Source organism: Streptomyces canus (assembly GCF_030816965.1).
GTDB lineage: Bacteria > Actinomycetota > Actinomycetes > Streptomycetales > Streptomycetaceae > Streptomyces > Streptomyces canus_E.
Genome location: NZ_JAUSYQ010000002.1, coordinates 3,881,484 through 3,906,671 on the forward strand (window position 1 = coordinate 3,881,484; position 25,188 = coordinate 3,906,671).

The window sequence follows — 25,188 nt, forward strand, 5'->3', positions numbered from 1 at the left end:
CTCAACGCGGCCGCATCGACACCAGCTTGCCCCACACCACCAGCCGGTACCGGGACGTGTACTCCGGGGTGCACGTGGTGAGGGTGAGGTAGTAACCGGGCGCGGTGTAGCCGTAGGTGGGACGGACCGTCGAGCGCGGGATCGGGCGGATCACTCCCGAGTCGCGGGCCGAGGTCTGGCGGAGGGTCCTGTCCACGGCGTACGTGTAGACCGCGCTGCGCGTCTCCACCCGGACGGTGTCCCCGGGCGCGAGGCGGTTGATGTACCGGAAGGGCTCGCCGTGGGTGTTGCGGTGCCCGGCGAGCGCGAAGTTCCCGGCCCGGCCCGGCTGTCCGGTGCCGGGGTAGTGACCGACGTACCCCTTGTTGAGCACGCTCCGCTTGCCGACGCCCTCGGCGACGGGGACGCGGAGGTGGAGACGGGGGACGGTGAGGATGGCGTACGACTGGGACCGGCCCGGCGTCAGGGCGGCGGGGTCCTGGGCGGCGGCGCGGAGATCCCGCTCGGCGCGGGAGCCCGGAGACGCCGTAGAAGAGGACGCGGACGGGGACCCGGAGCCGGCGGCCGTACCGGAGTCGGCTCCCCCGCCCCGTCCCCACTCCCGCTCCAGCGCCTCGACCCCGTCCTGAGCGCCCTCCCTGGCCTCCCGGTTGGTCCACCACAGCTGGTGCACGACGAGCAGCAGCAGGACGACGCCCACGGTGACCAGAAGTTCGCCACCGGTCCACACCGCGCGGCGGCGACGCTCGCGCCGGCGCCGGGCTCCGTGGTGCATGACGCGCTGCCGCATACCTCACGCCTCCTCGGACAGGGCCGCCCGCACGATAAGGGCCGGGCCTTCAAGTCACCAGTGCCGAACGCCTCGTAGAGCGGGCGGAGCGGTCGACGGGAGTCGGCGGGGAGTCGGCGGAGCGGTCACGGGAGCCGGCGGAGGGGTCGGCGCGTCCGGCATACCGAACTTCCTCCACAGGTTTTAGGAAGGGCTGTCAGAACTCTCGACAACCCCACTGGCCACACCCGATGCTTCCTCGTGGCATGAACGGGGCAGGCCACGACGCGGGTCAGAAGGCCGCGTCGATCCATCGGAGTTCGGAGTAGCCATGATCCGACGCAGAACGCTGCTGACAGCCGCAGGAGGCACCCTCCTCGGCAGCGCGCTGGCCACCGGTACCGCCCGCGCGGACGCCACGATCGCGGTCAGCCCGGGGACGTCGTACGGCACCTGGGAGGGCTGGGGCACCTCCTTGGCCTGGTGGGCCAACGTGTTCGGCGCCCGGGACGACTTCGCCGACATCTTCTTCACCACCAAGTCGACGTCCTACAACGGCACCACGCTCCCCGGCCTCGGCCTCAACATCGCCCGCTACAACCTGGGCGCGTCCAGCTGGAACACGGTGAACGGCTCGTCGATGGTCGCGTCACCGAACATCCCCGCCTTCAAGCAGATCGAGGGCTACTGGCAGGACTGGAACAACGAGGACCCGACGTCCTCGGCGTGGGACTGGACGGCCGACGCCAACCAGCGGGCGATGCTGGTGAAGGCGACGTCGAGGGGCGCGACCTCGGAGCTCTTCGCGAACTCCCCGATGTGGTGGATGTGCAGCAACCACAACCCCTCGGGCGCCTCGGGCGGCGGCAACAACCTCCAGACCTGGAACTACCGCCAGCACGCCTCCCACCTGGCGGCCACGGCCCTGTACGCCAAGAACAACTGGGGCGTGAACTTCTCGACGGTCGACGCCTTCAACGAGCCCTCCTCGTCCTGGTGGACGGCGACCGGCACGCAGGAGGGATGCCACATGGACGCGACGGTCCAGTCGGCCGTACTGCCGTACCTGCGCAGCGAGTTGAACAACCGCGGCCTGACCGGCGTGAAGATCTCGGCCTCCGACGAGACGAGTTACGACCTCGCCCGCACCACCTGGAACTCCTTCAGCTCGACGACGAAGGGGTACGTCAACCAGGTCAACGTGCACGGCTACCAGGGCTCGAGCGGCCGCAGGGACCTCCTGTACACGGACGTCGTGACCACGGCCGGCAAGAAGCTGTGGAACTCCGAGACCGGCGACAGCGACGGCACCGGCTACACCATGGCCTTCAACCTCCTCTACGACTTCCGCTGGCTGCACCCCACGGCCTGGGTCTACTGGCAGGTCATGGACCCGTCGACGGGCTGGGCGATGATCGCGTACGACCAGAACACCCTCCAGCCGACCGCGGTCCAGACGAAGTACTACGTCATGGCCCAGTTCGCCCGGCACATCCGCCCCGGGATGAAGATCATCGACACGGGCGTGAGCAACGCGGTCGCGGCCTACGACTCCTCGGCCAAGCGCCTGGTCATCGTGGCCCTGAACACCTCCACGTCGGCCCAGACCCTGACCTTCGACCTGTCCCGCTTCACGACGGTCACGGGCGGCTCCGGCGGCCTGGTCCCGCGCTGGAACACGGTGACGACGGGCGGCGACAAGTACGTGTCGTACTCCAACACGTTCCTGAGCGGAAAGTCGGTGGCGGTGCCGTTCGCGGCCAAGGCCGTGCAGACGCTCCAGATCGACGGCGTGACGATCTGAGGCCGGGGGTGCGGGCCGGGCCCCGGGCTCTTCTCCTGTTAACCGGGCCCTGGCCTGCACCTCCCTCTTCTTTGCCACTGATCGGCAGTACGGTGTCACCCATGCGCCCCGACACGCCTGCCGAGAACGTCGACCACAACGCCGAAGCGGCGCGCCTGGAGCGGACCGCCGACCGGTATCCCGAGGACGCCGAAGCCCTGCTCCTGCAGGCCGCGGCCCATCTGGAACTGGCCGGCGACCGCCCCGCCGCGTCCTCCCTCTACGACCGGTTGCTGTCCTCGTCCCAGGGCCTGGAGAACCCCCATCTGGTACGAGCCCTCAAGGCCGCGAACCTCTGGGAGTACGGCCATGAGGCCGAGGCCCGCGCGATCATCGAGGGCGTCCGTGTGGCGTCACCCCGGGACCCGGCCCCCTGGGTGATCGTCGCGGAGGCCCTGGAGTCCCACGACGAGCTGGAGCAGGCGCAGGAGACGTTCACGGAGGGGGCCAGGGTGCTCCTGACGGACGTGGCGGAGCCGCCGTACTCCACGCATCCGCTGCTCTTCGGCCGCCACCGCGTCCGCCGCATGCTGGGCCTGGCCCACGACGACTGGGACCTCCTGGCGGACACCGTCAACTCCTCCCCGGTCTCCCTGGACGAGCTGCACGACCCGAAGCGCGTCTGGTCGCTCGGCTCGGAGAACCCGGCGGAGCTGGAGGCGGAGATCTCCCGCCTGCGCGCCGAACTCGGCACGTTCAGGGAGGCGCTGTCCCGCCCTTTCCCGGTGGCGGTGCTGCACTGGCCCGCGTCGGAGCTGTCCGAGCTGGTGAGCGGGTATCCCTCGCTGGCGTCGGAGTACCCCTCCCACGAGGAGCACCTGGCGACGATAGAGGCGTCCCTGCGCGAGCTGTCCGCCTCCGGCACGGCGAACCTGGGCATCGTGACGGGGACGGTCCCGTCGTACGAGGCCTTCGCGGCGTCGGAGGGCATGTCCCCGGCGGAGATCTCACTGCTCCCCCAGTACGCGACGACCCTGGCGGCACGGGGCCGCGCGGTGGAGTGGCCGCCGCAACGGGGGACGGCGTGCTGGTGCGGGTCGGGGCGGGTTTATGGGGAGTGCCACGGCGAGTGACGCGGAGAGGGGCCGAGTTGATTCCTCGGCCCCTTGCTGCTTGATGGCGGCGTTGGTGTGCCCTTTTCACCCCACCCGAGGCGCGCCCGCGCTCCCACCGGCCGCAAGCCGCTAGGCAAACCGGGCGTGCCACCGAGACGCGACCGCGCAATCCAACCCCACTCACAGGGCAGCTGACTTACCCCCAACTCACCTGGGCCACCCGCCCTTGAGGCAGTCCGCGGAAGCACGACACTGGCCAAGAAGCGGGCGGCCCGACGGCACCTATGAAGTGAGCGGTGCCGACCTATGAAGTGAGCGGTGCCGCTGGACGGTTCAACGCCACTGGATCAGCCGCACCGGATGTCCGGGGTGCTGAGGGTGTACCTCACCCCGCCCCGGATCAGTGACCCGCTCAGGTGGATGCACTCATTGGTCGCGTCGAACCAGGTGTAGAGCGGCCCGGCGTAGTAGTGATAGTTCGCCGGGTGCTCCGGCGGCGGGTCGGCGACGTAGTCACCGCTCTCGTCGTGGAGGTACAGCGTGATGTAGGACGCCAGACCGTCGTAGGGGCTGGAGAAGAATTTCGCGCAGTTCCGCTTGGTCGAGGCGTTCCAGTAGGTGCGCGCGTAGCCGCCCCCGTTTGTCCCCGAAGGGCTCTTGGCCCAGTACGACTTGCCGTCCCAGCTGCCGCTGCACTCAACGGCCGCGGGAGCGGCGGCAGTTGCTACCCCGGCCGGTGCCGCCTGCGCGGTCGGGGCGGCGACCAGACCGAGCATCAGCGCCATGACACCGAGGCCGAGCAGCTGTGTTCTCCGTAAACGCTTCATCCGCAACTCCTGTGGTGAGATGTCGCTAATCCGGTACATGACAGGTTCGCACCCAGATGTTCTGCCTGTCGCGGAGTCAACACCCGGCTTTTCACGAAATCTCCGCCTGACTACGTCCGGCGGACCGGCTCGACCAGCACGGCCCCGGCGTGCAGGACCATCACGACCGCCGCCCTCGGCGGACAGGTCCTGGGCGACGCCCCCCGCCCGCGCCGGGAAAGACACACTATTTACCCAAAGGATCTTCACCGATCCCGAACTGAGTCCATATGATCCGGAGATCAACAGGCCTGGCCAAGGAGGGACTTGGGCGGGCCTCTCAGATTCCCGTGGGGGATTCATGCGTATACGCGTTGCGGCCACCGTCATCTCCGGCGCCGTCGTTCTGTCCGCACTCGCTCTTCCGGTGGCCGCCCAGGCGGCGGAGCGGACGGGTGCGGCGGCGAAGCTCGGTTCCTTCGCCTCGAAGTCCGTTCAGCCGAGAGACTCGTTGGGCAACACCAAGTTCTCGCACGCGGTCATCAACGGGGGCAAGGACATCGTCCTCGGCACCACCGGCACGAAGTCCGTCACCGTCACGTACACCGCCACGGACCAGAACGGCGTCGCCCTCACCGAGGCCTTCCTGTGGCAGGGCACCGACAGTTCGACCACGGACGGCATCACCGGCGGCCTGGGGACGGACGACGACCCCGTTTGCACGGAGACGGCGACCCAGGGCACCTACACCTGCAAGGCCGTCTTCAACATCCACCCCGCCACCGACATGAAGGACAACGGCGTGGCCGGGACCTGGAAGCTGTTCCTGGGCGCCTGGGACCTGTACGCAAACGCCAGCTACAACGACGACGTCGCCACCGTCGCGATCAAGAAGGCCTCCACGCTGACCGCCAACGCCACGCCCGAACCGGTCAAGAAGGGCAAGACCATCACGGTCACGGGCAAGCTCGCCCGCGCGAACTGGTCGACGGGCAAGTTCGCGGGCTACGTGTCCCAGCCCGCGAAGCTTCAGTTCCGCAAGAAGGGCAGCAACACCTACACCACGCTCAAGACGGTCAAGACCAACAGCACCGGCGTCCTGAAGACCACCACCAAGGCCACGGTTGACGGTTACTACCGCTACGTCTTCGCGGGCACCGCCACCACCGCCGCAGCGACGGCGCCCGGCGACTTCGTCGACGTCAGGTAAGCAGTTCGGTAGCACCGCGAGTCTTTGCTGGTGAGCGGTGGTTGCTCGCTGTGATCCGGATGCCGGCACCGCGGAGCCGTGGCATCCCTTTGCCATGGGCCGCCTGAGCGAGGGTGTTGTCAACCGCCAGCTCGGCCACCGTCTGGTGATCGGGATCCGTCGCTACTCGAGCTCATCGGCCGTGTAGTAACCGTCCCGGATCAGAACCTCATAGTTGGTCTTGTCGAGGCTCTGCGGCTGCAGCAAGTAGGCGGGCACGTCCTTGACGCCGTTGTCGTAGTCGCGTCTGTTGTTGACCTGCGGCAGCCTGCCCTTGAGTAGGTCGTCGACCATCTCTGCCGCGGCGTCGGCGAGTTCGCGGACGTCCTTGTAGACGGTCTCCGACTGCTGACCCGCGATGATCGACTTCACCGAGGCAGGCTCGGCGTCCTGACCGGTGATGACCGGGAGCCCGCTGCCGGAGCCGTAGCCGTCCGACTTCAGCGCGGACAGGACGCCCCTGGAGATGCCGTCGTACGGCGACAGGACCGCGTCGACCTTCCTGCTGCGGTACCACGTGGCGAGGATGCCACTCATGCGCTTTTCCGCGGTGGGCCCGTCCCAGCGCAAGGTGGTGATCTGGCTGAGCTTGGTCTGACCCGACGGGACGACCAACTGCTTGCTGTCCAGGAACGGCTGCAAGAGCGCCATCGCACCCTCGAAGAAGTATTTGGTGTTGTTGTCGTCGGGGGAACCGGCGAACAGCTCGATGTTGAACGGGCCCTTGCCGTCCTCCAGTCCGAGCTTCTTGATGATGTGGTTAGCCTGCATCCGGCCGACCATCTCGTTGTCGAAGGAGACGTAGTAGTCGACGTTCTTGGTGCCGAGGATGAGCCGGTCGTAGGAGATCACCGGAATGTGCGCAGCGGCGGCCTGTTGAAGCACGCCGTTCAGCGACTTGGCGTCGATGGCCGCGATGATCAGTACGTCGACGCGCTGCTTGATCAGGTTCTCGATCTGGGAGACCTGGGCTTTCGGGTCGTCGTCGCCGTAGACCAGCTTGGCCTTGTACCCCTGGCCCTTCAGGTCCTTGACGATGCTCCGGCCGTCGGTGAGCCAGCGGTCGGAGGACCGGGTCGGCATGGCGATGCCGACGGTACCGCCCTCGGACGTGCCCTCGGAGCTGCGCACGCTGCTCTGGCCGCAGGCGGACACGGTGAGGGCGAGGGAGGCGGCTCCGGCGAGGGAGGCGAGGGCGGTTCTTCGGTTGAACACGGTGATCGTTCCTTGTCCTTCTCATCGTTGAGGAATGGCGGCGGATCAGACGTCGAGGGGGAAGTGGTGGAGCGGGCCGGGCGCTCGGCAGGCAGGTCGAGAGCGAGTCGGTGCGCTGTTCGCGCTCCCGGGCGCTGTGCCAGGGTCAGACGTCGCAGACGAGTGCTGTACGGGTAGATCCCCGGGCGGACCGGACTTCGGACTGAGCGGTGCACCGGGGCGGATCAGTTCGGCGCCCTTGCCGATCCGAACGCAGCAGCCGAGGTCGTCGGGGTCTTGGTGCACGGGTTTCAAAGCGAGTGAGCAACTGGCGGACCCCGCTCGCACGGTTGAGGTCAGGCCGGCCCGGCACGTTGCTCGAGTCGGTGCTCAGACCCCTCGGCATCCCGCACATCGCCGATCATTGCGTTGCTACGGTCCGGCATCGCCGACTCTCATGCTCCCTTTGCCGGCGTGCTCCTGTACCTACGTCGGGCTGCGCCACGGCGTTCCGGCCACGTGCGTGTTGATTCCGGGGGTGCACAGGGCAATCGCCTTTCACATGTTCGAAATCTCGCCAACTGTTCGGAAGTTGGCGTGACAGTAAGCGGCCGTGTACGGGGTGTCAACGGGGCGAACTGGAACGGTTACAGAAAGATGTTTGAAACTGCTTTCGGCCTCCACGCGGAGCAGAGGGGGCGAGGCGCCTGGGCGGGACAGGCAGTTGTCGAGGAGGGGGTGAGGCGGGTGTAGAGGTCGTCATGGGTGGACATGGCGTCGAGGCCGGCCCAGGTCTCGTTGTCGATGAGGAGGAACGGGAACTGCTGGGGCGTGATGAGTGCGGCCAGGAGTGGCAGGAGTTCCCATCCGTGGTCGAGGCGGTCGCGTAGCCAGGTGCGGATGCCGGCGGGGTCGGTGTGCGCCACATCCAGATCAGCAGCCTCACCAGCCCCCACCTGCGAGCCGCTCCGGCGACGACGGCTTCCCTGCCGACCAGCCGCTGGGACTGCTGACCACTATCGGAAATCCGAGCCTCGGCGGAAAAGACAGCCGTAGTGGGTACGCAGCCCCTTCCTGCCAGCCCCTTGGCCCTGCTCGGCGATCTATCGGCCGCCCACCTGTGCTGCAAACGGCTCGGCATGCGTCGGCACTGAGGCCACCAACGCGATCCACGACCCGTCCGCGAACACCAGCTCGAAGCGGCCGCGCTGGAGTACACCCTTGGGGTTGGCCCGGACTCCGAGGGCAGTGGAGCGCGGAGCCTCCCACTGCGGCTCGAACACCTGACTGGTCTGCCAGAGTTTTGCGCGGTCCGCCAGTACGAGCACCCGACGGTCGGTGAACGCGACCACCAGCGTCGAGGCGGGCGCGGCGCTGTAGTGCGTCACCAGGAACTGCCCGGCCTGGCTCTCCCATCCGCCATGCATACCCTTGCCGTGAGCTGCCTGCGTGAGGGCGTTGTCGACAGCCAGCTCGGCACCTTCCATCCTCCGTTCCACCCGCCCGACGGGCTTTGGTTCACTCGGCCGCAGGAACCTCTGTACCGCCCCGGGGAGGCGGGACTTGATCCGTCGCTCCAGTTCCGACTCCTGCGGTGGCTGTCTCAACCAGACCGGCCGCTCAGGTACCCCGGGAGCCATGTAGCACTTGCAGCCTGCGATCAGCCGCTCCCCGGCCTGGAGGTGCGGCTGGACCTGGTCGCGGCAGTCGTCGTTCATTCCCGTGTCTCTCTGATCGGACGAGTCGTCAGCCGAACGGATTGTCCCGGAACCGGGGTTCCACCGTCTGGTGATCGTGATCTGACGGGTTGGCGATGCCGAGGTCCTCACGAGCCGCCGTGCTGGGATTACGGTTCCCCGCCAGCCGGTCGTCGGCTTCGTCGGCGCCGATGCCCATGGCGCCTTGCATGCCTTCCTGATGTGTCTGCCCGACAGGGTCACCTGTGAGGCCGACCGCGCCGAGTGCCGCCTTTCCCGTGGTCTTCACGACCCGATGAGCGACGAAGGCTCGAAGCCCGTCGGGGGTCTGCAAGTCGCCGACGTGCTTCCAAGTCCACGGCTTGGCCGTACTGAACCTGTTCGTCTTGGCGAGCACGCTGAGCGCCCTCATGCGCTCCGCGATCTTCTCCAAGGCTCTGGCGAGCCGTGCCACCAGGCTCGCGATCCGGGTGGCGGCCAAGGAGCCCTCAGCGGCGGCCGCGGCGGCACCGGCGGCCGCGGAAACACCCGCGGTCAGCGCGGCGAAGGCGGCGGAAGCAGCGAGAGTGATCAGCGCCCATTCGATCAGCTCGCGGATGACCGTCTCGACCATCTCCTGGACCACGCGGCACTCTTCGGCCGCTTCCCGGAGCAGCTCGGCCGTTCCCTCCATGTCCGCGGCCTCGGCCTCGAACTCCGCTTCCAGGTCGATGAGTTCGTCGAAAAAGGCGTCCGCTGCCTCACCGGACCATTCATGAGCGAGATCTGCGCGATCACGACGCTGGTCGGCCAGGAGATCGCGGAGTTCACCAGCCTGCTTGGCCCACAGATCAGCAGCGTTCTGGAGGCCTTCGGGGTCGCCGGTGACGAATTCGAGCTGCTCGGCCAGCGGTTCCACCACCGGGCGCATCAGCTCGTCCAGCAGCCCGCTGAGCGGACTCATCCAGTCGTTGACCTTGCCGTAGGCATCGACCGCCGCACCTGCCGGCCCGCTCACATCGTCCCCCGAGCCTGGGCCGCGATGCTACGGACCTGGTCCACCGTGTGGTCCTCCACCGCCTGGTACGAGCGGCCGGTCCGCTCGATGAACTCGGCGATCTGCTCCTGCTGTCCTACGGCGAAGTCGAGATTCTCCAGCGTGGCGTCGACACGCTCGCGGTAGTCCTGACCAGTCTCCTCGGACTCCGGGAGCTTGCCGAAAGCGTTCGCACTGGGAGAGTGCGCGCCCAGCGCCTCCTGGATCCGCCGCAGCCGATCAGCGCGGTCCTGCGCAGTCCTTGAGAATCGGGTCAGTGCGTCCTGAGTGACCGCATACTGTGACGCCATGCATCCCCCGTGCAGCGCGTTGTGTTGGTCAAGATTCTCAAAATTCCTAGCACAAGGCCGCCTTGGAGCCAACAGGGCCATCCTTCAAAAGCCAGGCGGGACAGCTTGACCGCGCCAAAACGACCTTGGTTCCTCAAAGTCTGGTTGAGCTGCCACATCGTTCACGCCTGGGCCCCAGCTCCGCCCTCACCCTGGACTGGCAGCGCTGAAAGATCTCAGCCGCCGAGCGTCAAACCGAGGAGCTCGCGGCGGGACTGCCGAGCGAGGGGCGACCGTTGCATCCTGGCCAACATCAGAGCACTTCGCGCCGAACGAAATCGACGCGTCGATGACGCACGAGCCGATCACAACTATCAAATAAACATACAAAAAGGACATTATTTACGCCATAGGTCGCGAGATCGTCACACCCCGCTCCTATGACCCTGCGGCCCTTGAGGAATGATGCCGGACTCGACTGCGCACAGGACCTTGGAGTCCTGCGGTCGAGCTTCGCAGCCCATCGCCGCAGGGAGTGCGTCACCTTAAACTGGCTGATCCCAGAGCAAGAAGCCTACCCGTATGGGTAATGTCCCCGACAAAGGCGCTCTGTGCACCAACTCACGCCAACGCCAATCCACAGCAGAGGAACAGACTGTGCTCCCCCTGGACGACATCGCAGCCGCGATCAACATCAGCGCCCAGTCTGCCCTTCAACACGATCCTGCACTGATTGCCGTCCGTGATCACATTTGTCGACTCGACCCCACCGGCAGACGTTTCTCTGTGGTCCTGCGCGACACAATCGACCAGTTGCTCAACGGTGAAGTTACGGGCAGATTTGACTGGAAAACCCTTTTTAAAACAGAAAAAACTCACGCTGGAACCCTCGTAGAAATTAACCTGCAGCGCGAGTTCAAATTCAGTGACGGTATTGATATGGACTACCGGATAGCGGGCGTCGATGTTGATTGTAAATATTCTCAGCAGTTCGGCGGCTGGATGATTCCTCCCGAAGCGATCGGACATCTGTGCTTGCTGGTGTGGGCAGACGATTCTAAGGGCCTCTGGAGCGCAGGACTGCTCCGCATACGCCGCGAATGGCTCAATGGCGGAAATAACCGCGACTTGAAACTCACAATCAAAGCCGAGCACCGCAGCAAGATATTCTGGCTTTGGCGTGATGCAGTGCTACCTGAAAACGTCTTGCTTCACATGGATCCAAAAGATCGGGATCGCGTCTTCTCGCATAAATCCGGACAGGCGCGGCTCAACGAGCTATTTCGCCTGGTTCAGTCCCGGCGCATTGGGCGCAACGTCGTACGTACCGTCGCCCAACAGAAAGACTACATGAAGCGCGTGCGAGGCAACGGCGGCGCCCGGTCCGCGCTCCAGCGTGAAGGAATCATAATCATGGGGGATTATGCCAGCCACCAGGAAATCGCAGCCAAACTGCAGGTACCCGTGCCTGAGGAAGGAGAATTTGTTAGCGTACGTGTAGTCAAAGCTGGTCCTGGTGACGATTCCCAGCCACAAGTGAACCTCGATGGCGGATGGTGGAAGCCCGCAGGCCCTGGCGACCCGCATGAATGGGGGCCTTTGCTTCCGAAGCACACCGTCTAACACTGATCAATCGAATACACCTATCAGCAAGGGAGCTAGCGGGTGAAAGGCCCGGAGGGCGAGCTGCCACTGATCAGGCAGTACAAGGACTGGCTACAGGGGAATCCAGCCGAAGACAGCCCGGACCGACCAGAATTCTTCACGCACGGGATTGTCGTACTCGACACGAACGTCCTTCTCAGTCTGTACGAGTACACACCCTCGGCTCGCGAGCAAGTCCTCAACGCACTCAAGAGCGTACAGAAGCGTCTCTGGCTCCCCCATCAGGTCGGTCTTGAGTTCGTGCGCGGTCGCCATCGAGTGATTGCCGAGAGAGCGAAGGCGCTCAAAGACGCTCCTAATACCCTCAACCGCCGATTGGGAGAAGCCAACAAGGCAATCATAGGGGCGAGGGAATTTGTTCAGGAGCTCTTGATCAAATATGCGCGTGACACAGAAACCAGTGAGATCCTGGCATCTAAAATCTCAAGCCAAGCGGTCGATATGCTGTTGGACGACTGGAAAAAGGAACTCATAGCTCTCGTGAAGGGCCTAAAGCAGCACGACCTTGCGCCGTCCTCTATGGATGCCAACGATCCCGTGCTCCCTCGGGTTGCGGAGCTGTTTGGATCCAACATAGCTGAGGCCCCCGATCCCGCAGAGATCCGGGTCCGCGTGGATGAGGCATCTTCGTACAGGTTCCCAAATCAGATTCCTCCAGGTTTCTTCGATGCAGGAAAGACTACTCCGCTGTCCGCTGCTGGAGATTATCTCCTCTGGGAAGAGGTTGTCCGCTTCATTGCAGCCTCATCTGATCGAGACCGGCTTCTCTTCGTTTCCCGTGATACGAAAGAAGACTGGTATGAACCCGAGGAGCTCGGCCGAGGTCGACGCCCCTGGCCGTCACTAGCGAGCGAGCTAAGGGCGCGTGCGGGAGCAGAACTTCGTATTGAAACTCCGGGCCAGTTTTATCGCGGCGTGAATCGTTTCCTGGACGCAGAAATTGCTGCCGAGACGTACGAAGAGATCGACCGAGCAGCCGAGAATGCGGAAGAGATCATCGTCACCGAACGGGAGGCAGCACACACTGAGCCGCCCACCGACCTGACGCTGTCTGCGTACAGGGCCGCTGGCTTGCATATTCCGCCATTTCCCAACTCTTTTCCAAATATATTGAGCTGGTGGCTGATCGGAGTGACTGCACAACTGGGGCGCCGACCGCCCCTTGACGGCGAGCCACGAGTATCAGTAGCTGTCGCTACTCGTTCAGCACTTCCGCCTGCCCCCGAATGGCTTCCAGGAAACTGTCTCCGACTCGGCGAATGGCCGTTTCAGAGCTCATCTTGGATTGCACCATGGTTTGCTCAAGTCGTCAATAGCACGCCCCCGGCTGACAGGCGCATTCTCCAGCGCCTCGCCGCACAACAGCTAGACGTAACGGATTCTGAATAGCCTCCCACGAAAATCGCTATGTTTGCCGAACGGAGAATCATATGCCCGACCAGGCCCCTTTCGAGGGCGAGTGGAAAAATCTCAAATCCGACGCCGAGCACGCTCTCCAAACGCTGCTTTCCCAGATTAACAGGCACACGAATCCTCAGGAGCTATTCGAAGCGTACACTTACGCCAAGCGAGTGACGGCAGATGCCTTGAAATCTCGGATGCTCATGCATCTTCCGGCGGAGAATTCCAAGTTCCGGGAACTGTATGCAAAGGTACAGAAAGAGCTTAACGTCCAATACGGGGAGTTTTTCCCTGACGGCTTCCTTAAGGCACCCTACGGGAATCAATTGCACGAGCGCCTGTTCTCCCTGCTTGAGGAGAATTTTTCACAACCGATAGAAGCGGCAAAGCTCCGTATCGTCACCGCCGACGGAGTCCACACGGAACGACGCACGCGCGAGCTGAGGGAACTCGGAATGGATGTGGATTGGTACGAAGAAGACGGCCTTGACTTTTACGTACTACGGTCTTTCGATTTGAACTTCGAAGTGCTTCCTTCACTAGTCAGGACCATTGTGAGAAATAAAAGGAAGTCCAAGGCCGAAAGGGAGCGGCTCCTAAGAAATGCAGGAATCCCAGTAAAATGAGTAAGGAAACCGACTGGGAGCCACCGCAAGGGTCATGGGCTTCATCGGCGGCCAGGCGACGGAACATGCAGGCCATCCGCAGCCGGGACACCAAGCCGGAGCGATTGGTCCGCAGCCTGTTGCATGCTCAGGGGCTGCGTTATCGCGTGGCTGCCAAACCTCTGCCAGGCCTTCGCAGAACAGCTGACATCGTCTTCCGGCCCACGAAGCTGGCTGTGTTCATCGACGGCTGTTACTGGCACGGCTGCCCCGAGCACTATGTGCCCCCCAAAACCAATCAGGGCTACTGGTCGGACAAGGTCGCCCGGAACATGGCTCGTGACCGCGATACCGATGAGCAGCTCCTGGCCGCCGGCTGGACCGTGCTCCGGTTCTGGGAACACGATCCGGCCGAGGAATGCGCTGTGAAGATCGCCGCTACCGTCAGCCGCTTGAAGAATCCCAAGAAGGGGTGAGGCTCCGCCTCAGTTCTTCTTCGCCTTCTCAGCAGCCTCGAACGCAGCGTAGATCTGGTCACCGACAGCCTGGGCCACGGGGGGCGGGAAGGCGTTGCCGACTTGCCGGTACGCCGCTGTCTTGCGGCCGGTGAACTTCCAGTCCTTCGGGAAGCCCTGGATCAGGGCTGCTTGGGTCACGGTGAGCTTGGGACCGGCCGGCGCGAAGAGATCACGCTCCACGTCTTTGGTTTCCTCTGGCTCGTTGGCGACCCCCATCCCGCACACACCCAGTTCGGCCCAAGCCCGCTTGGCACGCGTTGGGCCGAGGTCAGCGCCGCCATGCTTCTTCGAACCACCTACGACCGTGGGTGCCACACCTTCCAGCGCCTTCTCGTACCAGTTCTTGAAGGCCTTCTCAGCCCTGGGATCATTCGCAACTGCGTCGTACCGCTCCCTCATGGAGTCTTCGAGGGCCTCGCCTACGGTGACTACCTTGGTCTCTGCAGGCTTGTGGTGCTCAAAGTAGCGGGCGTACTCGGGCTTCATTGCGACCAAGATGGCGCGGGGACGAAGCTGTGGCACTCCGTAGTTCTTGGCCTCCAGGATGTCCCAGTAGCACTCCTCATACCCCAGGGATACGAGCTGCTTGATGATGTCCTGGCGGTACTCCACGAACTTCGGATCAAGCAGTCCGCGTACGTTCTCGATCATCACGGCCTTGGGCTCAAGATGCTCGACGAGCTCCAACATCGTGGGGAAGAGGTCCCGTTCGTCATCCCGGCCGAGTTGCTTGCCTGCGGCCGAGAAGGGAGGGCAAGGTACTCCGCCAGCCAGAAGATCAAGCTCTCCAGACTCAAGCCCCAGGACGCCAGGGTCGAACTGCCGTAGGTCAGCTTCGATGACCTTGCAGGCTGTCCACTCCGGGTTGCCCTCAGTGTTGGCCCTGAGCGTCTCGCAGGCGTCCTTGTCGATCTCGATCAGGGCGACATGCTTGAAGCCCGCGTTGTGCAGTCCGACGGCCTGCCCTCCGGCTCCGGCGCAGATTTCCACCGAGGTGTACTTGCGGTCCTTCGTGCGGGTCATGCCCCCTCCTTACGGTCGTACAGCGGCAGACGCATCTTGCTATCCACCGTCACTGAGGGTGACAGACCCCACTGACAACGAGACCTCACCAAGTTTGCAGCACGTTCCATGGTTCGCTGAACGCACCCTGCGCTACGCCGAACACTCATACGATATTGCACATGCGGATACCTGCCTGGGCCGAGGACGAACTTGTACTGGCCGGAGCCCTGGTCGTGAAGAACGGCTGGCGCGAGCTGCGGACCAACGACCAGGAGGTCCAGGACCTGTCGGAGCTGATCCGCTCGCTCCCGATCCACTCGCCGGAGCAGCGAGCCCTTCCGGGATTTCGGTCTCCTGGCAGCGTGAGCCGCAAGACCACCGACTTCATGTCGAACCACAGGCTGTACTCCGGCAAGGCCACCCGCTGCGGCAAGCCCACTCTGCTCATGATTGATGCGTTTTCGACCCGAGAGGCCGAGATGCTTCAAGCCGCCGAAGCGCTTGAGGAAGGTATCTCCTCTGGGGAACTGCACCGCATCCCCGAGCAACCCGATGAAGTCGACGAGAGCGGCGCATCCGCCATCGAGGGACGCCTCCTTGTCCGCCGTGCGCTGGCCCGTGAACGAGACCCGAAGCTTCGCGCGCTGAAGATCAAACAGGTTCAGCGTCGCGGGCGTCCACTCCGGTGCGAGGTCTGCGACTTCGACTTCGCCCGCGCCTACGGGGACTTGGGCGAGGGTTATATCGAAGTGCATCACGTCACTCCCCTTTACGTCTCCGGGACACGGGAGACCAAGCTCGACGACCTCGCATGCGTGTGCGCCAATTGCCACCGCATGTGCCACAGGAGCCGCCCCGGAGAATCCTGGCGCACGCCGGCCGCCCTCCGGGAGCAGATACGGAAGTCCGCTCAGAGTGCCTGCCACTAGGCTGCGTCCGCTTCAGCCTCGTAGTGCACCTGAGCGCGGTCGAGCATGTCGTCCGGATCATGGCCACGGGCGGCGGTCCAGTGAAGGAGGTCCGCGATCAGCTCGATCGCTGACTCCTCCAGAGCCCTATCCCGCCTCCCTCCGCACAGACCAAGGCCACCGATGCGTCCCTGGTATCGCTCAAGCGCCTCAACGGCCCGCTCGATGCGTCGGCATGCCTGTCCCGAGCTGATCGCGATCTCACACCAGACCGCCTTGCCGACGGCGGTCAGGACAGTTCCCCAGTCCACCGCCAGCGCCGCGAGAAGGTGCAGACCGCGGCCACACTCCTCGTCACAGCCTCCCGACTTGGATGTCGGCACCGCCTGACTTTTGTCGTGGACCTCCAGCCTCAACCGCTCTCCCCTCCGTTCAAGGATCAGAGTCGCTGAAACGCCTTCGCCTACATGTTTGAAGACGTTCGTCGCCAACTCCGTAACGAGCAGCTCTGCCTCATCCGTCGCTGTGGACACGCCCCACAGGTTCAGCTGCTTGGCAGCGGCCTTCCGGAGAAGGCGCACTTCCGCTGGTACCGCCTCGAAGGGCAGGACACAGCGGAGTTGGGGCTCGGACATCTCGTAGCCGGGCATGGCTACTCCTCCCTCCCAAGCCACACAGATGCTGCGCCTGCCGTGTTCACACGACTGCACTGTGTAGCGGTCTGAGGGCGAGCATGGCACAGAGAAGTCTCACTGTGTAACTTCTCATGAGAACCCATCGGGTGAATCTGATGGTGGGTCCGGCTGCTCCCTGCCTAGCCTGATGGGATCTCCGGGCCTGACGACCCGGTACTTGGCGGAGGAGCCACATGCCTGAACGCACCACAACCCGGCGTCGTCAACTAGGCGCGACGATGCGCAAGTTGCGCGCCCGCAAGGGCCTGACGCTTGAGGAGGCCGGAAAACTCGTCGGAGTTTCCAAGGCAACGGTGAGCAGGTACGAAACCCAGGCCGGACCGGTCAAGTGGATCGTCGTCGATGCACTTTGCCGCGAGTACGGGGCAACCGACGCCGAGCGTGCGGCCATTGTCAGGCTTGCCAAGGACGCCAAGCAGCAAGGCTGGTGGAGTTCCTTCGCCGACGCCATCCCCGAGAGCATGAACCTCCTGCTCACCCTGGAAGATGAGGCGGTACACGAGAGTCACTTCGCGTGTGTCTACGTCCCTGGCCTTCTGCAAACCCGCGCCTACAGTACGGCTCTGCAGAAGGCCAACGAGGTGCCGCTGGAACCCGCGGAGATCGAGCGGCTGGTCGACATCCGCATGAAGCGGCAGGACATCCTCTCCCGCCCGAAGCCGCCACGCCTGTGGGCCATCCTCGACGAGTCTGTGATCCGCCGTCTCGTCGGATCGTCGGCGACCATGAGGGAACAGCTCGACCGCCTGCTCGAAGCCAACGAGTCGCCTCACATAACGCTCCAGGTTTTGCCCTTCTCCAAAGGAGCCCACGCTGCCGCTCTGGGAAGCTTCGTCGTCATCGGCGGTGCCGAATCAGGCCTGGATGTCGTGTATGTCGATTTCCACACAGGCTCCCTCTTCCTGGAGAAGGACGAGGAACTGGACCGATACAGACTTGCGTTCGAGTACCTCCGCGCACAAGCGTTGGACATGGAAGCCTCCTCCGCCATGATCCATCGCGTCCGCAAGGAGCTGTGAATGCCCGTCGGCCCTCAAACCACCTCCGAGCCTGCCTGGTTCAAGTCGTCGTACAGCGGCGGCAACGCGACCGAATGCGTCGAAGCCGCGTTCGTCCCCTCCGGGGTACTCATACGGGACTCGAAGCGCCCACAGCATCGGCACCTCACAGTGTCAGCACTGTCCTGGGCCGAGTTCCTGACGAGCAGCATCTTGCAGCAATCAGCGATCAACTCCGAACCGACCTGATCACCTGTTGGCAACCTCCTTCATCCCTGCAAGAGTTGAGCAACATTAGCGAGGCTCAGGGGACACGGAGCGACAGTGCAGGTATGGAGACAGATCTGGCTGTTCCTGTGCGCCGTGGGCCTCGCGTTCGTCGCTCTCGCCTATCCCCGTAGTCACGACGACGTCGTCGACGCGACCCAGTTCAGCATCGCCTTCTTCGCGACGCTGCTGACCGGTGAGGCGGTCATCTTCGCGCTCACCTTCTCTGCGGCGAGTTCGTGGCCGTCGTTACGGGCGATCGACGGGCACATCGCGTTCCGGGAGTGGGTGCTCATCGGATGGTTCGCTGCGCTGTTCACCGGCTGTGGACTGCTCGGCGACAACGCCACCAGTGCCACCTACGGCGCGCTGCTGTTCCTGCTGGCGAACATCTACGGAGTCTTCTCCTTCGTACGGCTCTTCGGGCTGGCCAGCATCGGTGGCCGAAACCGGCTGCTGCGCCACACCCTGGCTGACGCGCTGGCTCGGCAGGGAGAGAGCAGAGGCAGCAGCCGTCTCGGCTCGCTCTCCGCCTGGCTTGAGCACGATCCCATCGTCAACTCCTATCTAGGGACCGTGAGTCAGGCCTCAACCGGCAACGACCCGACAGCCATTCGGCATCTCGTCGACCAGTTGGTGGAGGCGGAGGTGCCGGTCGAGGGCGTCGACGACACCATCACCGTTCATCTCGACGTACTGCACCGCCTCGTTCGGGCCACTCTCGCCGGCGGTGCCGATCCGATCCAGGTCGTCTCCTGCGCCCATGCGCTCATCGACTCGGTGATCGGTCACTGCCGACGGCTGTCCGACCCCGCACCGCCGCTCGGCGCCCTCAGCCGCTACCTCGCCTGGCTCGCCAACACCGCCCTGCTGATGTCGGTACGTGGCGTCGCCTCCAGCCGGGCCGCCCGTGAGCTGGCCGCCCTCACCACCGACGCCCGACTGAAGATCCTGCGCTGTGTCGACCCCGACCCCAAGTCCGCCGCCCACCATGACGAACTCGGTTCCATTCTCACCAGCCCGCTCCAAGTGCTGCTGTGGACCGGCGACTTCACCGAGTTCCACGGCGCCCATCAGGCCAGCGCGCTGTACGGGACGTACGAGATCCTCACCGGCACCAAGTTCATGGGGAACTACTGGGACGGGGCCTCCATCCTCAGTCAGCTGCGTCAGTCCCTGTACGGCGATCAAGGCCGCGTCTCCACGCCCGAAGCCGACGCCGCCCGACGGGCTCTCGGTTCGGTCGAGGACTACGACCACTTCTGGGCCCTCGTCTCCGTGACGGCGCTCGCGACCCTGCGCGATGCCCGGCTGCCCCACCCACCGGAACTGATACGGCCCGAATTCACGCCCGACCACCAGTTGTTGGGTGCCTACCTGCGGACCTTCGCCACCCACCGTTACTTCACCACGGCAGCCGGGGGCCGCGAGGCCCTCCTGGGTCTTGTCTGCCGCGCCGACCCTCCCGGTTCGGCCACCGCGGAGATACGGCATGCCCGAGGCGGCCGCACCTACCGGTTGCCTGTCCCGCTGGTCGAGCCCCAGCGGCGGCCCGCCGCCATGGTTCTCGCCGTCGCCTGCCGCCTGGCCCCGCTCACTCCCGCCGAGAGCGACTCCGAACTGCGTGACTTTCTCGCCGTACTCCCCGCTCCTGCCCTGCAGGCGACCGCCCGCCTTGCCACGCGTGTGCTGCCCGGGGCGGCCGGGGAGAGCGACCCCGTCGAGGCCGTCGTCACCGGCCTGGCCGTCCTGCAACTGGTCGGCGCCCACACCCGGGAGGGATCGTGACCGACCCCGTCATAGACATGGCTTCCTGGCGCGAACGCCTCGCCGGGCTCGCAGCGCCGGACGTGACCGCGGCCGTGGTCGTGCAGTGTGGCCAGGTCTGGCTCCAGCCCGAGTTCACGGCCTTCCGTAACGAAGTGGACCAAGCCTTGATGACCGCTCAGCTGCGACGCGGCGACCGTCTCACCCTCACCCGCGTCATCCTGCACAACCTCCCTCTCACCCGCGAGACGATCTCCCGACCGCCCGCTGTCGACCGGGCTTTCGCCGAGTGGCACGAGCGGCTGTCCGCCACGGGAGTGCTGCTCTGCCCGGCAGGCTCGTCCGCCGCTCCGCGCATTCACCGGCTCATACTCCGCGGCGACCAGTCCGGCGCAGACATCCCGGATATGGTCGAACTGTTGAAAAACGGGGACTGGACCGACCCCCACAAGGCCGAACTGGCGTTGCACACCGTCACCACCGCCGGAGCGACCACCCCGCTCACCGGCTACGACATGGATTTCGACGGCCCCTTCGGCGACGCCGATCCCTCCATCTACATGTAAGTGCACCCGCAACCGGCTCGACGGAACACTTGGAGAACAGGTGCCCTACGCTCCCGAGACCCCTCAGGACCACGACTTCCTCACCCAGGCCATCGATCTGTCCCGCCACGCCCTTGAGGACGAGGGCAAGACCCCGTTCGGCGCGATCGTCGTCATCGACGGCGAAGTCGTGGCCACGGGTACCAGTTCGGTCGTCGAGCTCCGCGATCCCACGGCACACGCCGAGGTCATGGCCCTGCGTGCCGCCGGTACGAAGCTCGGGCGCCATCTGATGGAAGACGCTGTGATGTACTCGAGCAGCGAACCGTGCCCCATGTGCCTGACCGCCTGCTACTGGGCGCGCATCCCTCGTCTCGTGTATGCCGCCACCAGTCACGACGTCGGTGTCAACGGCTTCGAGGACCTCCAGTTCTACCGCGAACTCGCCCTCCCCAACGCCGAACGGACCCTCCTGGCGGAGACCTCCGCAGGTGGTGAAGCCCGTGAGATCGCAGCCTCGGCCCTCGCCGGCTGGGCGGACAAGCTGCCTTTCCCCGTTGAGCCGAAGCTCTGAGGTTTCCGGCAGTCACTCCTCTTGATCACCTCAGTGATCCACCGCGCAAGAGCAGCTCGATACGGCGCAGACGATCGTGAGCGCACAGCACGCCGAGACGCCCGGACCTGCGACGCTGCCGTTGCACTCTCGGTGACATTCGAGCTGCTCTTCCGGGCCTGCCATGGCACGAAGGACGCATAGTCGGTCTCGTCGTACAAGGGCCACAGGTCCATCGCGCTGACCCACGGCTCGTCCTCGTAGTAGTCCGTGCCGACGCCGGGATGGCGGAACTGGATACCGCCGTGGATGTCCGTACTCACGGCGCCAGACGGTACAGCTGCCTGGGCTGCGGTCTCCTGCATTTGTTGGCCACGCCTGCCGAGCGCGCTGCCGAGACCTGGCGCAGTGAGGAACTGACCGATACGCACAGGGGGTTCAAACGCTCGGCCGGGTCTGTCTTTCGGGAGGCGCGGCGGGCAATATCACAGCATGACGGACTGGCTTGTCTTCGCGTGCTTCGTGGTGATCACGTTGACGGCGTGGTCGCTCGACGGGACGAAACATGGCGCCGCCGAGGACGCCCGGCGGGAGGCGTTCGTGGCCGACGACCGGCGCAGCGCCGTCGTCACGCCGGACGCGCTGCGGGAACTCGGCCCGGTGGCACTGGAACTGCTCGACTACGGCGGAGCCGAGCGCGTGAAACTGGGAGTGGTGGCCCGGCTCGTCGCCGAGAGGGCGCTGCGCCGGGAGCCCGCCGATGTGGCGGGCCGGGCGTCGTGGCGCACCCGCGGTCCCGCACCCGAGGGGCTCGATGACTGCGAACGCGATGTGCTGGCCGCGGCGCTACCGGCTCGCGACAGATGGGACCGCTACCTGTGGAGTCTGCCCGGCGGCTCCCCTCTCGCGGCCGAAGCCGAGACGTGGCTGCTCGGTGAGGGCTACCTGCGGAGGCGGGGGCAGCCCATTCCCGGCGGGCAGCGACTCCGGGGATGGTGGTCGGCCGCGGCCGCGGCCGCGGCGGTGCCGACGATGGCCCTACTGGCCCTCGATCACGCGTGGGTCCGGGGCGGCCTGGTGTTGTTCATCGGCTTGATGTCGCTGCTGGTTTCAGCGGTGCCGCCGGCGGCCACCCGAACCATGCCCCACGTGACCGGCAAGGGCGAACTCGCCCTGAGTCTGGCCCGTGAGCAGCACGCGGAGCTGAACCCGGCGACCCGACCGGCTTCGCAGAGGTACGACCCGGCCACGGTACGCATGGCGGTCGCGCTCTTCGGTTGGCCGGTGGTCCACCGCATCGACACGAGGATCTGGGACGACTGGGACAGACCGAGTGTCGACGCCGACGGCCCTGGAGAAGGTGCCTTCTGACAGGACTTCGTCAGGTGACCGAGGGCTTGCTCGCGAGGATCTGGATTCCCGCCGCCGCATGCCCGTTCATCGTCGGCACCGTGATGGTCCGGCTTTCGGTGATCTCGAAGTCGGCAAGCAGAGTGGAGAGCCGTTCGCGGGAGTGGTGGCGGCAGATCGCCCCGTCGCTCGTGCTGAACACGCCGTAAGTGCCATGAGCGTCGGCATCACGGTCGTAGCGGCGGCGGTTGCGTTCGTCAGGCTGGAGGAGGAGGTCGCTGATGTAGAGGGTGCCGCCCGGCCGCAGGAGGCGGTGCAGGCCGGTGATCAGGCAGTGTTGGGCTTCGTCGGCGGGGATGCACGTCAGTACGGCGAAGAGCAGGGCCGCATCGAAGGACGCCGGTGAACGGGGGAGCTCGTCGGGGGTCGTGAAGCGCAGAGTGGGGTGTTCGCGGCGGGCCCGACTGATCATTTCCGGCGACGTGTCCACACCCGTGAGGTTCTCGAAGCCGTACTGAGCGAGGTCGGACATGACACGGCCGTATCCGCAGCCGTAGTCGAGGATCGCGGCGTGTCTGTCCAGGCCGCCCAGCCAGGGCAGGTGGAGGGGATGAGTGAAGGTCTTCGTGGTCGCGGCGGCGTCCCAATAGGGGATCTGACTGTCCGGGTTGGGCATGATGGGTGCCTGCCTTGGCGTAGGAGAGTCAAGGCCCGTAAGAGTGCCCGTAAAAGGCAGGAGCTGTGGGCCTGTTCGGCTTCTGCGACGGCCCAGGTGTGGACTTGTGACCCGGCCGGTCTTCCCCGTTCAGGAGAGCATCGCGTGAGCACAGTAGAGGGCATCGACGCCCGCGGTATGCGGCACTGTGAGACGACTGCTCTGGGAGTGCTGTTGCGGCATCAGGGGGTTGATCTGTCCGAGCCCATGCTGTTCGGTCTCGGTCGTGGGCTGTCCTTCGTCTACTGGGACAGCAAGAGCATGGGGTTCCCTTTTCTCGGGGGGCGGGTCAGGCCGTTCGAGCTCACCAGGAATCTGGCCGGCGCCCTTGGGCTGGATCTTCGGGTGCAGGAGACCGCCTCTCCTCGGAAGGGGTGGGCGAACGTGGTGGCCGCCGTCGACGCCGGGCGTCCCGTGGGGCTACAGCTCGACAGTTACCACCTGAACTACTTCAGGTCGAAGGTGCACTTCGGTGGTCATGTCGTCGCCCTGTACGGCTACGACGACCAGGTCGCCTACCTCGTGGACACCGAGCAGCAGGGCGGAGCGGTGTCCACCGGTCTGGGCGGCCTTGCTCAGGCCCGGGCCGCGCGTGGACCCATGACCGCCAGGCACCGGTCCTTCACCCTCACCGCTCCCCAGGACCTGCCCGCGGCTCGCGAGAGGATCGTTCCCGCCATCACCGCCTGCGCCGAGGCTTTTCTCAACCCGCCCATCGCCAACCTGGGTCATCGCGGCATCGAGAAGAGCGGCAAGCTGGTGCGCACCTGGCTCCAGCGGGCCGACGACCCGCGGCGGGACCTGACGCAGGCCGCCCTTCTGATGGATAAGGCCGGTACCGGCGGCGCCCTGTTCCGCAATCTCTACCGCGACTTCCTCGCCGAATGCGCCCAAGTGCTGGAGCCGAGTCCCCAGTTGCGCACCGGCCACCGGCTGTACGCCGAGGCCGCCGCGCTGTGGACGGAGGTCGCCGCGCTGATCACCCGAGCCGGGGAGTCGGGCGATGAGCAGTACCTCGTACGGGCGGGCACCGCCCTCCACGAGCTGTCACGCATCGAACGCGAGGCCATGGAGACGCTGAGCCGCCTGGAGGCGTGAAGCAAAACCCGGTCCGGGCACGTCACCTGTTTCTTGCGAGGAGGCCTCGGCGGGCCCGCGGCCCGGATGCCCGGGTACTGGGCGCCGCTCAGCGGGACCGTCGAGGCCGGGGAGACGCAGGCCGAGGCGCTCGTGCGGGAGGTGGCGGAGGAGGTCGGGCTGCGGGTGGTGCCGGGGGCCAAGGTGTGGGAATCCGAGACCCATGACAAGAGGTTCCGGCTGCACTGGTGGACCGCGGAGGCCGAGGCGGGGGACGTGGTCGTGGACCCCGGTGAGGTGAGTGCCGTGCGCTGGGTCACAGCAGCAGAGTTCGCCGGGCTGCATCCTGTCTTCGCGGAGGACCTGGTCTTCTTCGACCGCGTACTGCCGGAGCTCTGAGCGGTCGGACGCCGGCCGCGGGGATACTGCCTCTCAAGCACCCACCCTGGAAGGCGACGACATCATGCTCATTCTCTTTGGCACCAAGGGATACCTGTACCAGCTCGCGATACTCACCCTGGTGTGCGGGCGCTGCGGGAACCCGGCCGCGCACACCCTGCGCAAGCGCGTCACGAAGTTCACGCTGTTCTTCGTGCCGCTGTTCCCGATCTCCACGAAGTACGCGACGCAGTGCACGTTCTGCGGTGCGGAGAGCAAGGTGAGCGCGGAGGAGGCGGAGCAGCTTCAGACGCAGGCCACCGCCGGTGGCGGGGCCGGGGGTCAGGTGCGGGGCGGACAGGCCCCGCAGCAGCCGTACCACCAGTAAGGGCTCAGGTGAGCTTCCGGGCCACCCCGCCGTAGAAGCCGATCTCCCGCGAGCGGGGCGGCGGGGGTTGTAGTTGCTCGCCGGAGAGTGTGCACGAGGTCGACTTAGCTCGATCGGGTGATGGTCCGGTCGCGGGCTTGCGGGGCCCTGGGCCGATCGGGTTAACGTGATCGTGCGATCTGGGACGCCGGGTACGGTGCCAGCGTGCGGGGCCCCTGCTCCACCAGAGAGATGGTTCAGGGCCTCCCCGTCGCCTCTGGCCGTAGCCACATGGCCAGGTCGCATGGGGCGGCGTCCATCAGCGGCCTCCGGCCGCGGGGGCCTCCCGGGCCCGGACCACGCACAGGATGCGTGTCGCCGCCCCGGGGTCGAGTACGCCGGGGACCTGGGGGTACCTCCCACGCCCTTAAGGCAGTGGGGGAACGCCCAAGACCG

27 protein-coding genes are annotated in these 25,188 nt (G+C 65.4%); 17 read left to right on the forward strand and 10 right to left on the reverse strand.

Annotated features, from left to right (window positions below; translation table 11 throughout):
- Position 1: 1 nt before the first annotated feature.
- Positions 2 to 790 (reverse strand): class E sortase, encoded by a 789-nt coding sequence (locus QF027_RS18635; protein ID WP_307075741.1) that lies wholly within the window; start codon positions 788 to 790, stop codon positions 2 to 4.
- 310 nt (positions 791 to 1,100) lie between these two features.
- Here QF027_RS18635 and QF027_RS18640 point away from each other — a divergent pair, with 310 nt between their 5' ends.
- Positions 1,101 to 2,573: a beta-1,6-galactanase gene (locus QF027_RS18640; protein ID WP_306980761.1), complete on the forward strand. Its 1,473-nt coding sequence runs from the start codon at positions 1,101 to 1,103 to the stop codon at positions 2,571 to 2,573.
- A gap of 101 nt (positions 2,574 to 2,674) precedes the next feature.
- Positions 2,675 to 3,685, forward strand: a complete 1,011-nt coding sequence (locus tag QF027_RS18645; protein ID WP_307075743.1) for an SEC-C domain-containing protein — start codon at positions 2,675 to 2,677, stop codon at positions 3,683 to 3,685.
- Between the two features lie 329 nt (positions 3,686 to 4,014).
- Here the strand turns inward: QF027_RS18645 and QF027_RS18650 are convergent, their stop codons facing one another.
- Positions 4,015 to 4,494 (reverse strand): hypothetical protein, encoded by a 480-nt coding sequence (locus tag QF027_RS18650; protein ID WP_306980758.1) that lies wholly within the window; start codon positions 4,492 to 4,494, stop codon positions 4,015 to 4,017.
- Positions 4,495 to 4,834: 340 nt separating this feature from the next.
- On the opposite strand from QF027_RS18650, the gene QF027_RS18655 reads away from it, so the two are divergent.
- A complete protein-coding gene (locus tag QF027_RS18655; RefSeq protein WP_306980756.1) occupies positions 4,835 to 5,683 on the forward strand; it encodes a hypothetical protein in 849 nt (282 codons plus the stop codon).
- A 162-nt stretch (positions 5,684 to 5,845) separates the two neighbouring features.
- Here the strand turns inward: QF027_RS18655 and chvE are convergent, their stop codons facing one another.
- From chvE to QF027_RS18680, 5 genes are all read right to left on the reverse strand, one after another.
- Positions 5,846 to 6,937 carry a multiple monosaccharide ABC transporter substrate-binding protein gene (chvE, locus tag QF027_RS18660; protein ID WP_306980754.1) on the reverse strand — a complete coding sequence of 364 codons (1,092 nt, stop codon included), beginning with the start codon at positions 6,935 to 6,937 and terminating at the stop codon, positions 5,846 to 5,848.
- A gap of 626 nt (positions 6,938 to 7,563) precedes the next feature.
- A complete protein-coding gene (locus QF027_RS18665; protein WP_307075745.1) occupies positions 7,564 to 7,842 on the reverse strand; it encodes a hypothetical protein in 279 nt (92 codons plus the stop codon).
- 177 nt (positions 7,843 to 8,019) lie between these two features.
- Positions 8,020 to 8,403 (reverse strand): hypothetical protein, encoded by a 384-nt coding sequence (locus QF027_RS18670; protein ID WP_307075747.1) that lies wholly within the window; start codon positions 8,401 to 8,403, stop codon positions 8,020 to 8,022.
- Between the two features lie 259 nt (positions 8,404 to 8,662).
- Complete coding sequence (locus QF027_RS18675; protein WP_307075749.1) at positions 8,663 to 9,511, reverse strand: WXG100 family type VII secretion target; 849 nt, start codon at positions 9,509 to 9,511, stop codon at positions 8,663 to 8,665.
- Between the two features lie 95 nt (positions 9,512 to 9,606).
- Positions 9,607 to 9,939, reverse strand: coding sequence for a hypothetical protein (locus QF027_RS18680; RefSeq protein ID WP_307075751.1), 333 nt, complete (start codon positions 9,937 to 9,939; stop codon positions 9,607 to 9,609).
- Positions 9,940 to 10,575: 636 nt separating this feature from the next.
- Here QF027_RS18680 and QF027_RS18685 point away from each other — a divergent pair.
- The 4 genes from QF027_RS18685 to QF027_RS18700 all read left to right on the forward strand — a co-directional run bounded on the left by QF027_RS18685 (position 10,576) and on the right by QF027_RS18700 (position 14,065).
- Positions 10,576 to 11,541, forward strand: coding sequence for a NaeI family type II restriction endonuclease (locus tag QF027_RS18685; protein ID WP_307075753.1), 966 nt, complete (start codon positions 10,576 to 10,578; stop codon positions 11,539 to 11,541).
- Positions 11,542 to 11,583: 42 nt separating this feature from the next.
- Complete coding sequence (locus QF027_RS18690) at positions 11,584 to 12,972, forward strand: PIN-like domain-containing protein (protein ID WP_307075756.1); 1,389 nt, start codon at positions 11,584 to 11,586, stop codon at positions 12,970 to 12,972.
- 41 nt (positions 12,973 to 13,013) lie between these two features.
- Positions 13,014 to 13,610, forward strand: a complete 597-nt coding sequence (locus QF027_RS18695; RefSeq protein ID WP_307075758.1) for a hypothetical protein — start codon at positions 13,014 to 13,016, stop codon at positions 13,608 to 13,610.
- Positions 13,611 to 13,675: 65 nt separating this feature from the next.
- Positions 13,676 to 14,065, forward strand: a complete 390-nt coding sequence (locus QF027_RS18700) for a very short patch repair endonuclease (protein ID WP_373432418.1) — start codon at positions 13,676 to 13,678, stop codon at positions 14,063 to 14,065.
- A 9-nt stretch (positions 14,066 to 14,074) separates the two neighbouring features.
- Here QF027_RS18700 and QF027_RS18705 read toward each other — a convergent pair whose 3' ends face one another.
- Positions 14,075 to 15,130: a DNA cytosine methyltransferase gene (locus QF027_RS18705; protein ID WP_307075763.1), complete on the reverse strand. Its 1,056-nt coding sequence runs from the start codon at positions 15,128 to 15,130 to the stop codon at positions 14,075 to 14,077.
- A gap of 161 nt (positions 15,131 to 15,291) precedes the next feature.
- On the opposite strand from QF027_RS18705, the gene QF027_RS18710 reads away from it, so the two are divergent.
- Complete coding sequence (locus QF027_RS18710; protein WP_307075765.1) at positions 15,292 to 16,041, forward strand: HNH endonuclease; 750 nt, start codon at positions 15,292 to 15,294, stop codon at positions 16,039 to 16,041.
- Here QF027_RS18710 and QF027_RS18715 read toward each other — a convergent pair.
- Complete coding sequence (locus tag QF027_RS18715) at positions 16,038 to 16,670, reverse strand: ATP-binding protein (RefSeq protein ID WP_307075768.1); 633 nt, start codon at positions 16,668 to 16,670, stop codon at positions 16,038 to 16,040. The two genes, QF027_RS18710 and QF027_RS18715, sit on opposite strands and share 4 nt — an antisense overlap.
- Positions 16,671 to 16,888: 218 nt before the next feature.
- Here QF027_RS18715 and QF027_RS18720 point away from each other — a divergent pair, with 218 nt between their 5' ends.
- The 6 genes from QF027_RS18720 (at position 16,889) to QF027_RS18745 (ending at position 22,216) form a co-directional block, all read left to right on the forward strand.
- The gene (locus QF027_RS18720) at positions 16,889 to 17,734 is read left to right on the forward strand and encodes a helix-turn-helix domain-containing protein (protein ID WP_307075770.1); all 846 of its coding nucleotides are present in this window, start codon (positions 16,889 to 16,891) and stop codon (positions 17,732 to 17,734) included.
- Positions 17,735 to 17,962, forward strand: coding sequence for a DUF397 domain-containing protein (locus QF027_RS18725; RefSeq protein ID WP_307075772.1), 228 nt, complete (start codon positions 17,735 to 17,737; stop codon positions 17,960 to 17,962).
- 75 nt (positions 17,963 to 18,037) lie between these two features.
- Positions 18,038 to 19,768, forward strand: a complete 1,731-nt coding sequence (locus tag QF027_RS18730; RefSeq protein ID WP_307075774.1) for a hypothetical protein — start codon at positions 18,038 to 18,040, stop codon at positions 19,766 to 19,768.
- Positions 19,765 to 20,313, forward strand: a complete 549-nt coding sequence (locus QF027_RS18735; protein WP_307075776.1) for a hypothetical protein — start codon at positions 19,765 to 19,767, stop codon at positions 20,311 to 20,313. Before QF027_RS18730 ends, QF027_RS18735 begins: the two co-directional genes overlap by 4 nt.
- A 40-nt stretch (positions 20,314 to 20,353) precedes the next feature.
- Positions 20,354 to 20,866 (forward strand): nucleoside deaminase, encoded by a 513-nt coding sequence (locus QF027_RS18740; protein WP_307075777.1) that lies wholly within the window; start codon positions 20,354 to 20,356, stop codon positions 20,864 to 20,866.
- A gap of 471 nt (positions 20,867 to 21,337) precedes the next feature.
- Entirely contained in the window at positions 21,338 to 22,216 is an 879-nt protein-coding gene (locus QF027_RS18745; RefSeq protein ID WP_307075779.1) for a hypothetical protein, read from the forward strand.
- Between the two features lie 10 nt (positions 22,217 to 22,226).
- Here the strand turns inward: QF027_RS18745 and QF027_RS18750 are convergent, their stop codons facing one another.
- The gene (locus tag QF027_RS18750; RefSeq protein WP_307075781.1) at positions 22,227 to 22,871 is read right to left on the reverse strand and encodes a class I SAM-dependent methyltransferase; all 645 of its coding nucleotides are present in this window, start codon (positions 22,869 to 22,871) and stop codon (positions 22,227 to 22,229) included.
- Positions 22,872 to 23,015: 144 nt separating this feature from the next.
- On the opposite strand from QF027_RS18750, the gene QF027_RS18755 reads away from it, so the two are divergent.
- The 3 genes from QF027_RS18755 to QF027_RS18765 all read left to right on the forward strand — a co-directional run bounded on the left by QF027_RS18755 (position 23,016) and on the right by QF027_RS18765 (position 24,753).
- Positions 23,016 to 24,008, forward strand: coding sequence for a BtrH N-terminal domain-containing protein (locus QF027_RS18755; RefSeq protein ID WP_307075783.1), 993 nt, complete (start codon positions 23,016 to 23,018; stop codon positions 24,006 to 24,008).
- A gap of 66 nt (positions 24,009 to 24,074) precedes the next feature.
- Positions 24,075 to 24,386 carry an NUDIX domain-containing protein gene (locus tag QF027_RS18760; RefSeq protein ID WP_307075785.1) on the forward strand — a complete coding sequence of 104 codons (312 nt, stop codon included), beginning with the start codon at positions 24,075 to 24,077 and terminating at the stop codon, positions 24,384 to 24,386.
- A gap of 64 nt (positions 24,387 to 24,450) precedes the next feature.
- Positions 24,451 to 24,753 carry a zinc-ribbon domain-containing protein gene (locus QF027_RS18765; RefSeq protein WP_306980737.1) on the forward strand — a complete coding sequence of 101 codons (303 nt, stop codon included), beginning with the start codon at positions 24,451 to 24,453 and terminating at the stop codon, positions 24,751 to 24,753.
- The last annotated feature ends 435 nt before the right edge of the window (positions 24,754 to 25,188 follow it).

Bases quoted from the DNA above. Each gene is read 5' to 3' on its own strand.
- QF027_RS18635 (WP_307075741.1), bottom strand. From the start codon at position 790: ATGCGGCAGCGCGTCATGCACCACGGAGCCCGGCGCCGGCGCGAGCGT.
- QF027_RS18640 (WP_306980761.1), top strand. From the start codon at position 1,101: ATGATCCGACGCAGAACGCTGCTGACAGCCGCAGGAGGCACCCTCCTC.
- QF027_RS18645 (WP_307075743.1), top strand. From the start codon at position 2,675: ATGCGCCCCGACACGCCTGCCGAGAACGTCGACCACAACGCCGAAGCG.
- QF027_RS18650 (WP_306980758.1), bottom strand. From the start codon at position 4,494: ATGAAGCGTTTACGGAGAACACAGCTGCTCGGCCTCGGTGTCATGGCG.
- QF027_RS18655 (WP_306980756.1), top strand. From the start codon at position 4,835: ATGCGTATACGCGTTGCGGCCACCGTCATCTCCGGCGCCGTCGTTCTG.
- QF027_RS18670 (WP_307075747.1), bottom strand. From the start codon at position 8,403: ATGGAAGGTGCCGAGCTGGCTGTCGACAACGCCCTCACGCAGGCAGCT.
- QF027_RS18680 (WP_307075751.1), bottom strand. From the start codon at position 9,939: ATGGCGTCACAGTATGCGGTCACTCAGGACGCACTGACCCGATTCTCA.
- QF027_RS18695 (WP_307075758.1), top strand. From the start codon at position 13,014: ATGCCCGACCAGGCCCCTTTCGAGGGCGAGTGGAAAAATCTCAAATCC.
- QF027_RS18700 (WP_373432418.1), top strand. From the start codon at position 13,676: ATGCAGGCCATCCGCAGCCGGGACACCAAGCCGGAGCGATTGGTCCGC.
- QF027_RS18705 (WP_307075763.1), bottom strand. From the start codon at position 15,130: ATGACCCGCACGAAGGACCGCAAGTACACCTCGGTGGAAATCTGCGCC.
- QF027_RS18710 (WP_307075765.1), top strand. From the start codon at position 15,292: ATGCGGATACCTGCCTGGGCCGAGGACGAACTTGTACTGGCCGGAGCC.
- QF027_RS18715 (WP_307075768.1), bottom strand. From the start codon at position 16,670: ATGCCCGGCTACGAGATGTCCGAGCCCCAACTCCGCTGTGTCCTGCCC.
- QF027_RS18720 (WP_307075770.1), top strand. From the start codon at position 16,889: ATGCCTGAACGCACCACAACCCGGCGTCGTCAACTAGGCGCGACGATG.
- QF027_RS18725 (WP_307075772.1), top strand. From the start codon at position 17,735: ATGCCCGTCGGCCCTCAAACCACCTCCGAGCCTGCCTGGTTCAAGTCG.
- QF027_RS18745 (WP_307075779.1), top strand. From the start codon at position 21,338: ATGACGGACTGGCTTGTCTTCGCGTGCTTCGTGGTGATCACGTTGACG.
- QF027_RS18750 (WP_307075781.1), bottom strand. From the start codon at position 22,871: ATGCCCAACCCGGACAGTCAGATCCCCTATTGGGACGCCGCCGCGACC.
- QF027_RS18760 (WP_307075785.1), top strand. From the start codon at position 24,075: ATGCCCGGGTACTGGGCGCCGCTCAGCGGGACCGTCGAGGCCGGGGAG.
- QF027_RS18765 (WP_306980737.1), top strand. From the start codon at position 24,451: ATGCTCATTCTCTTTGGCACCAAGGGATACCTGTACCAGCTCGCGATA.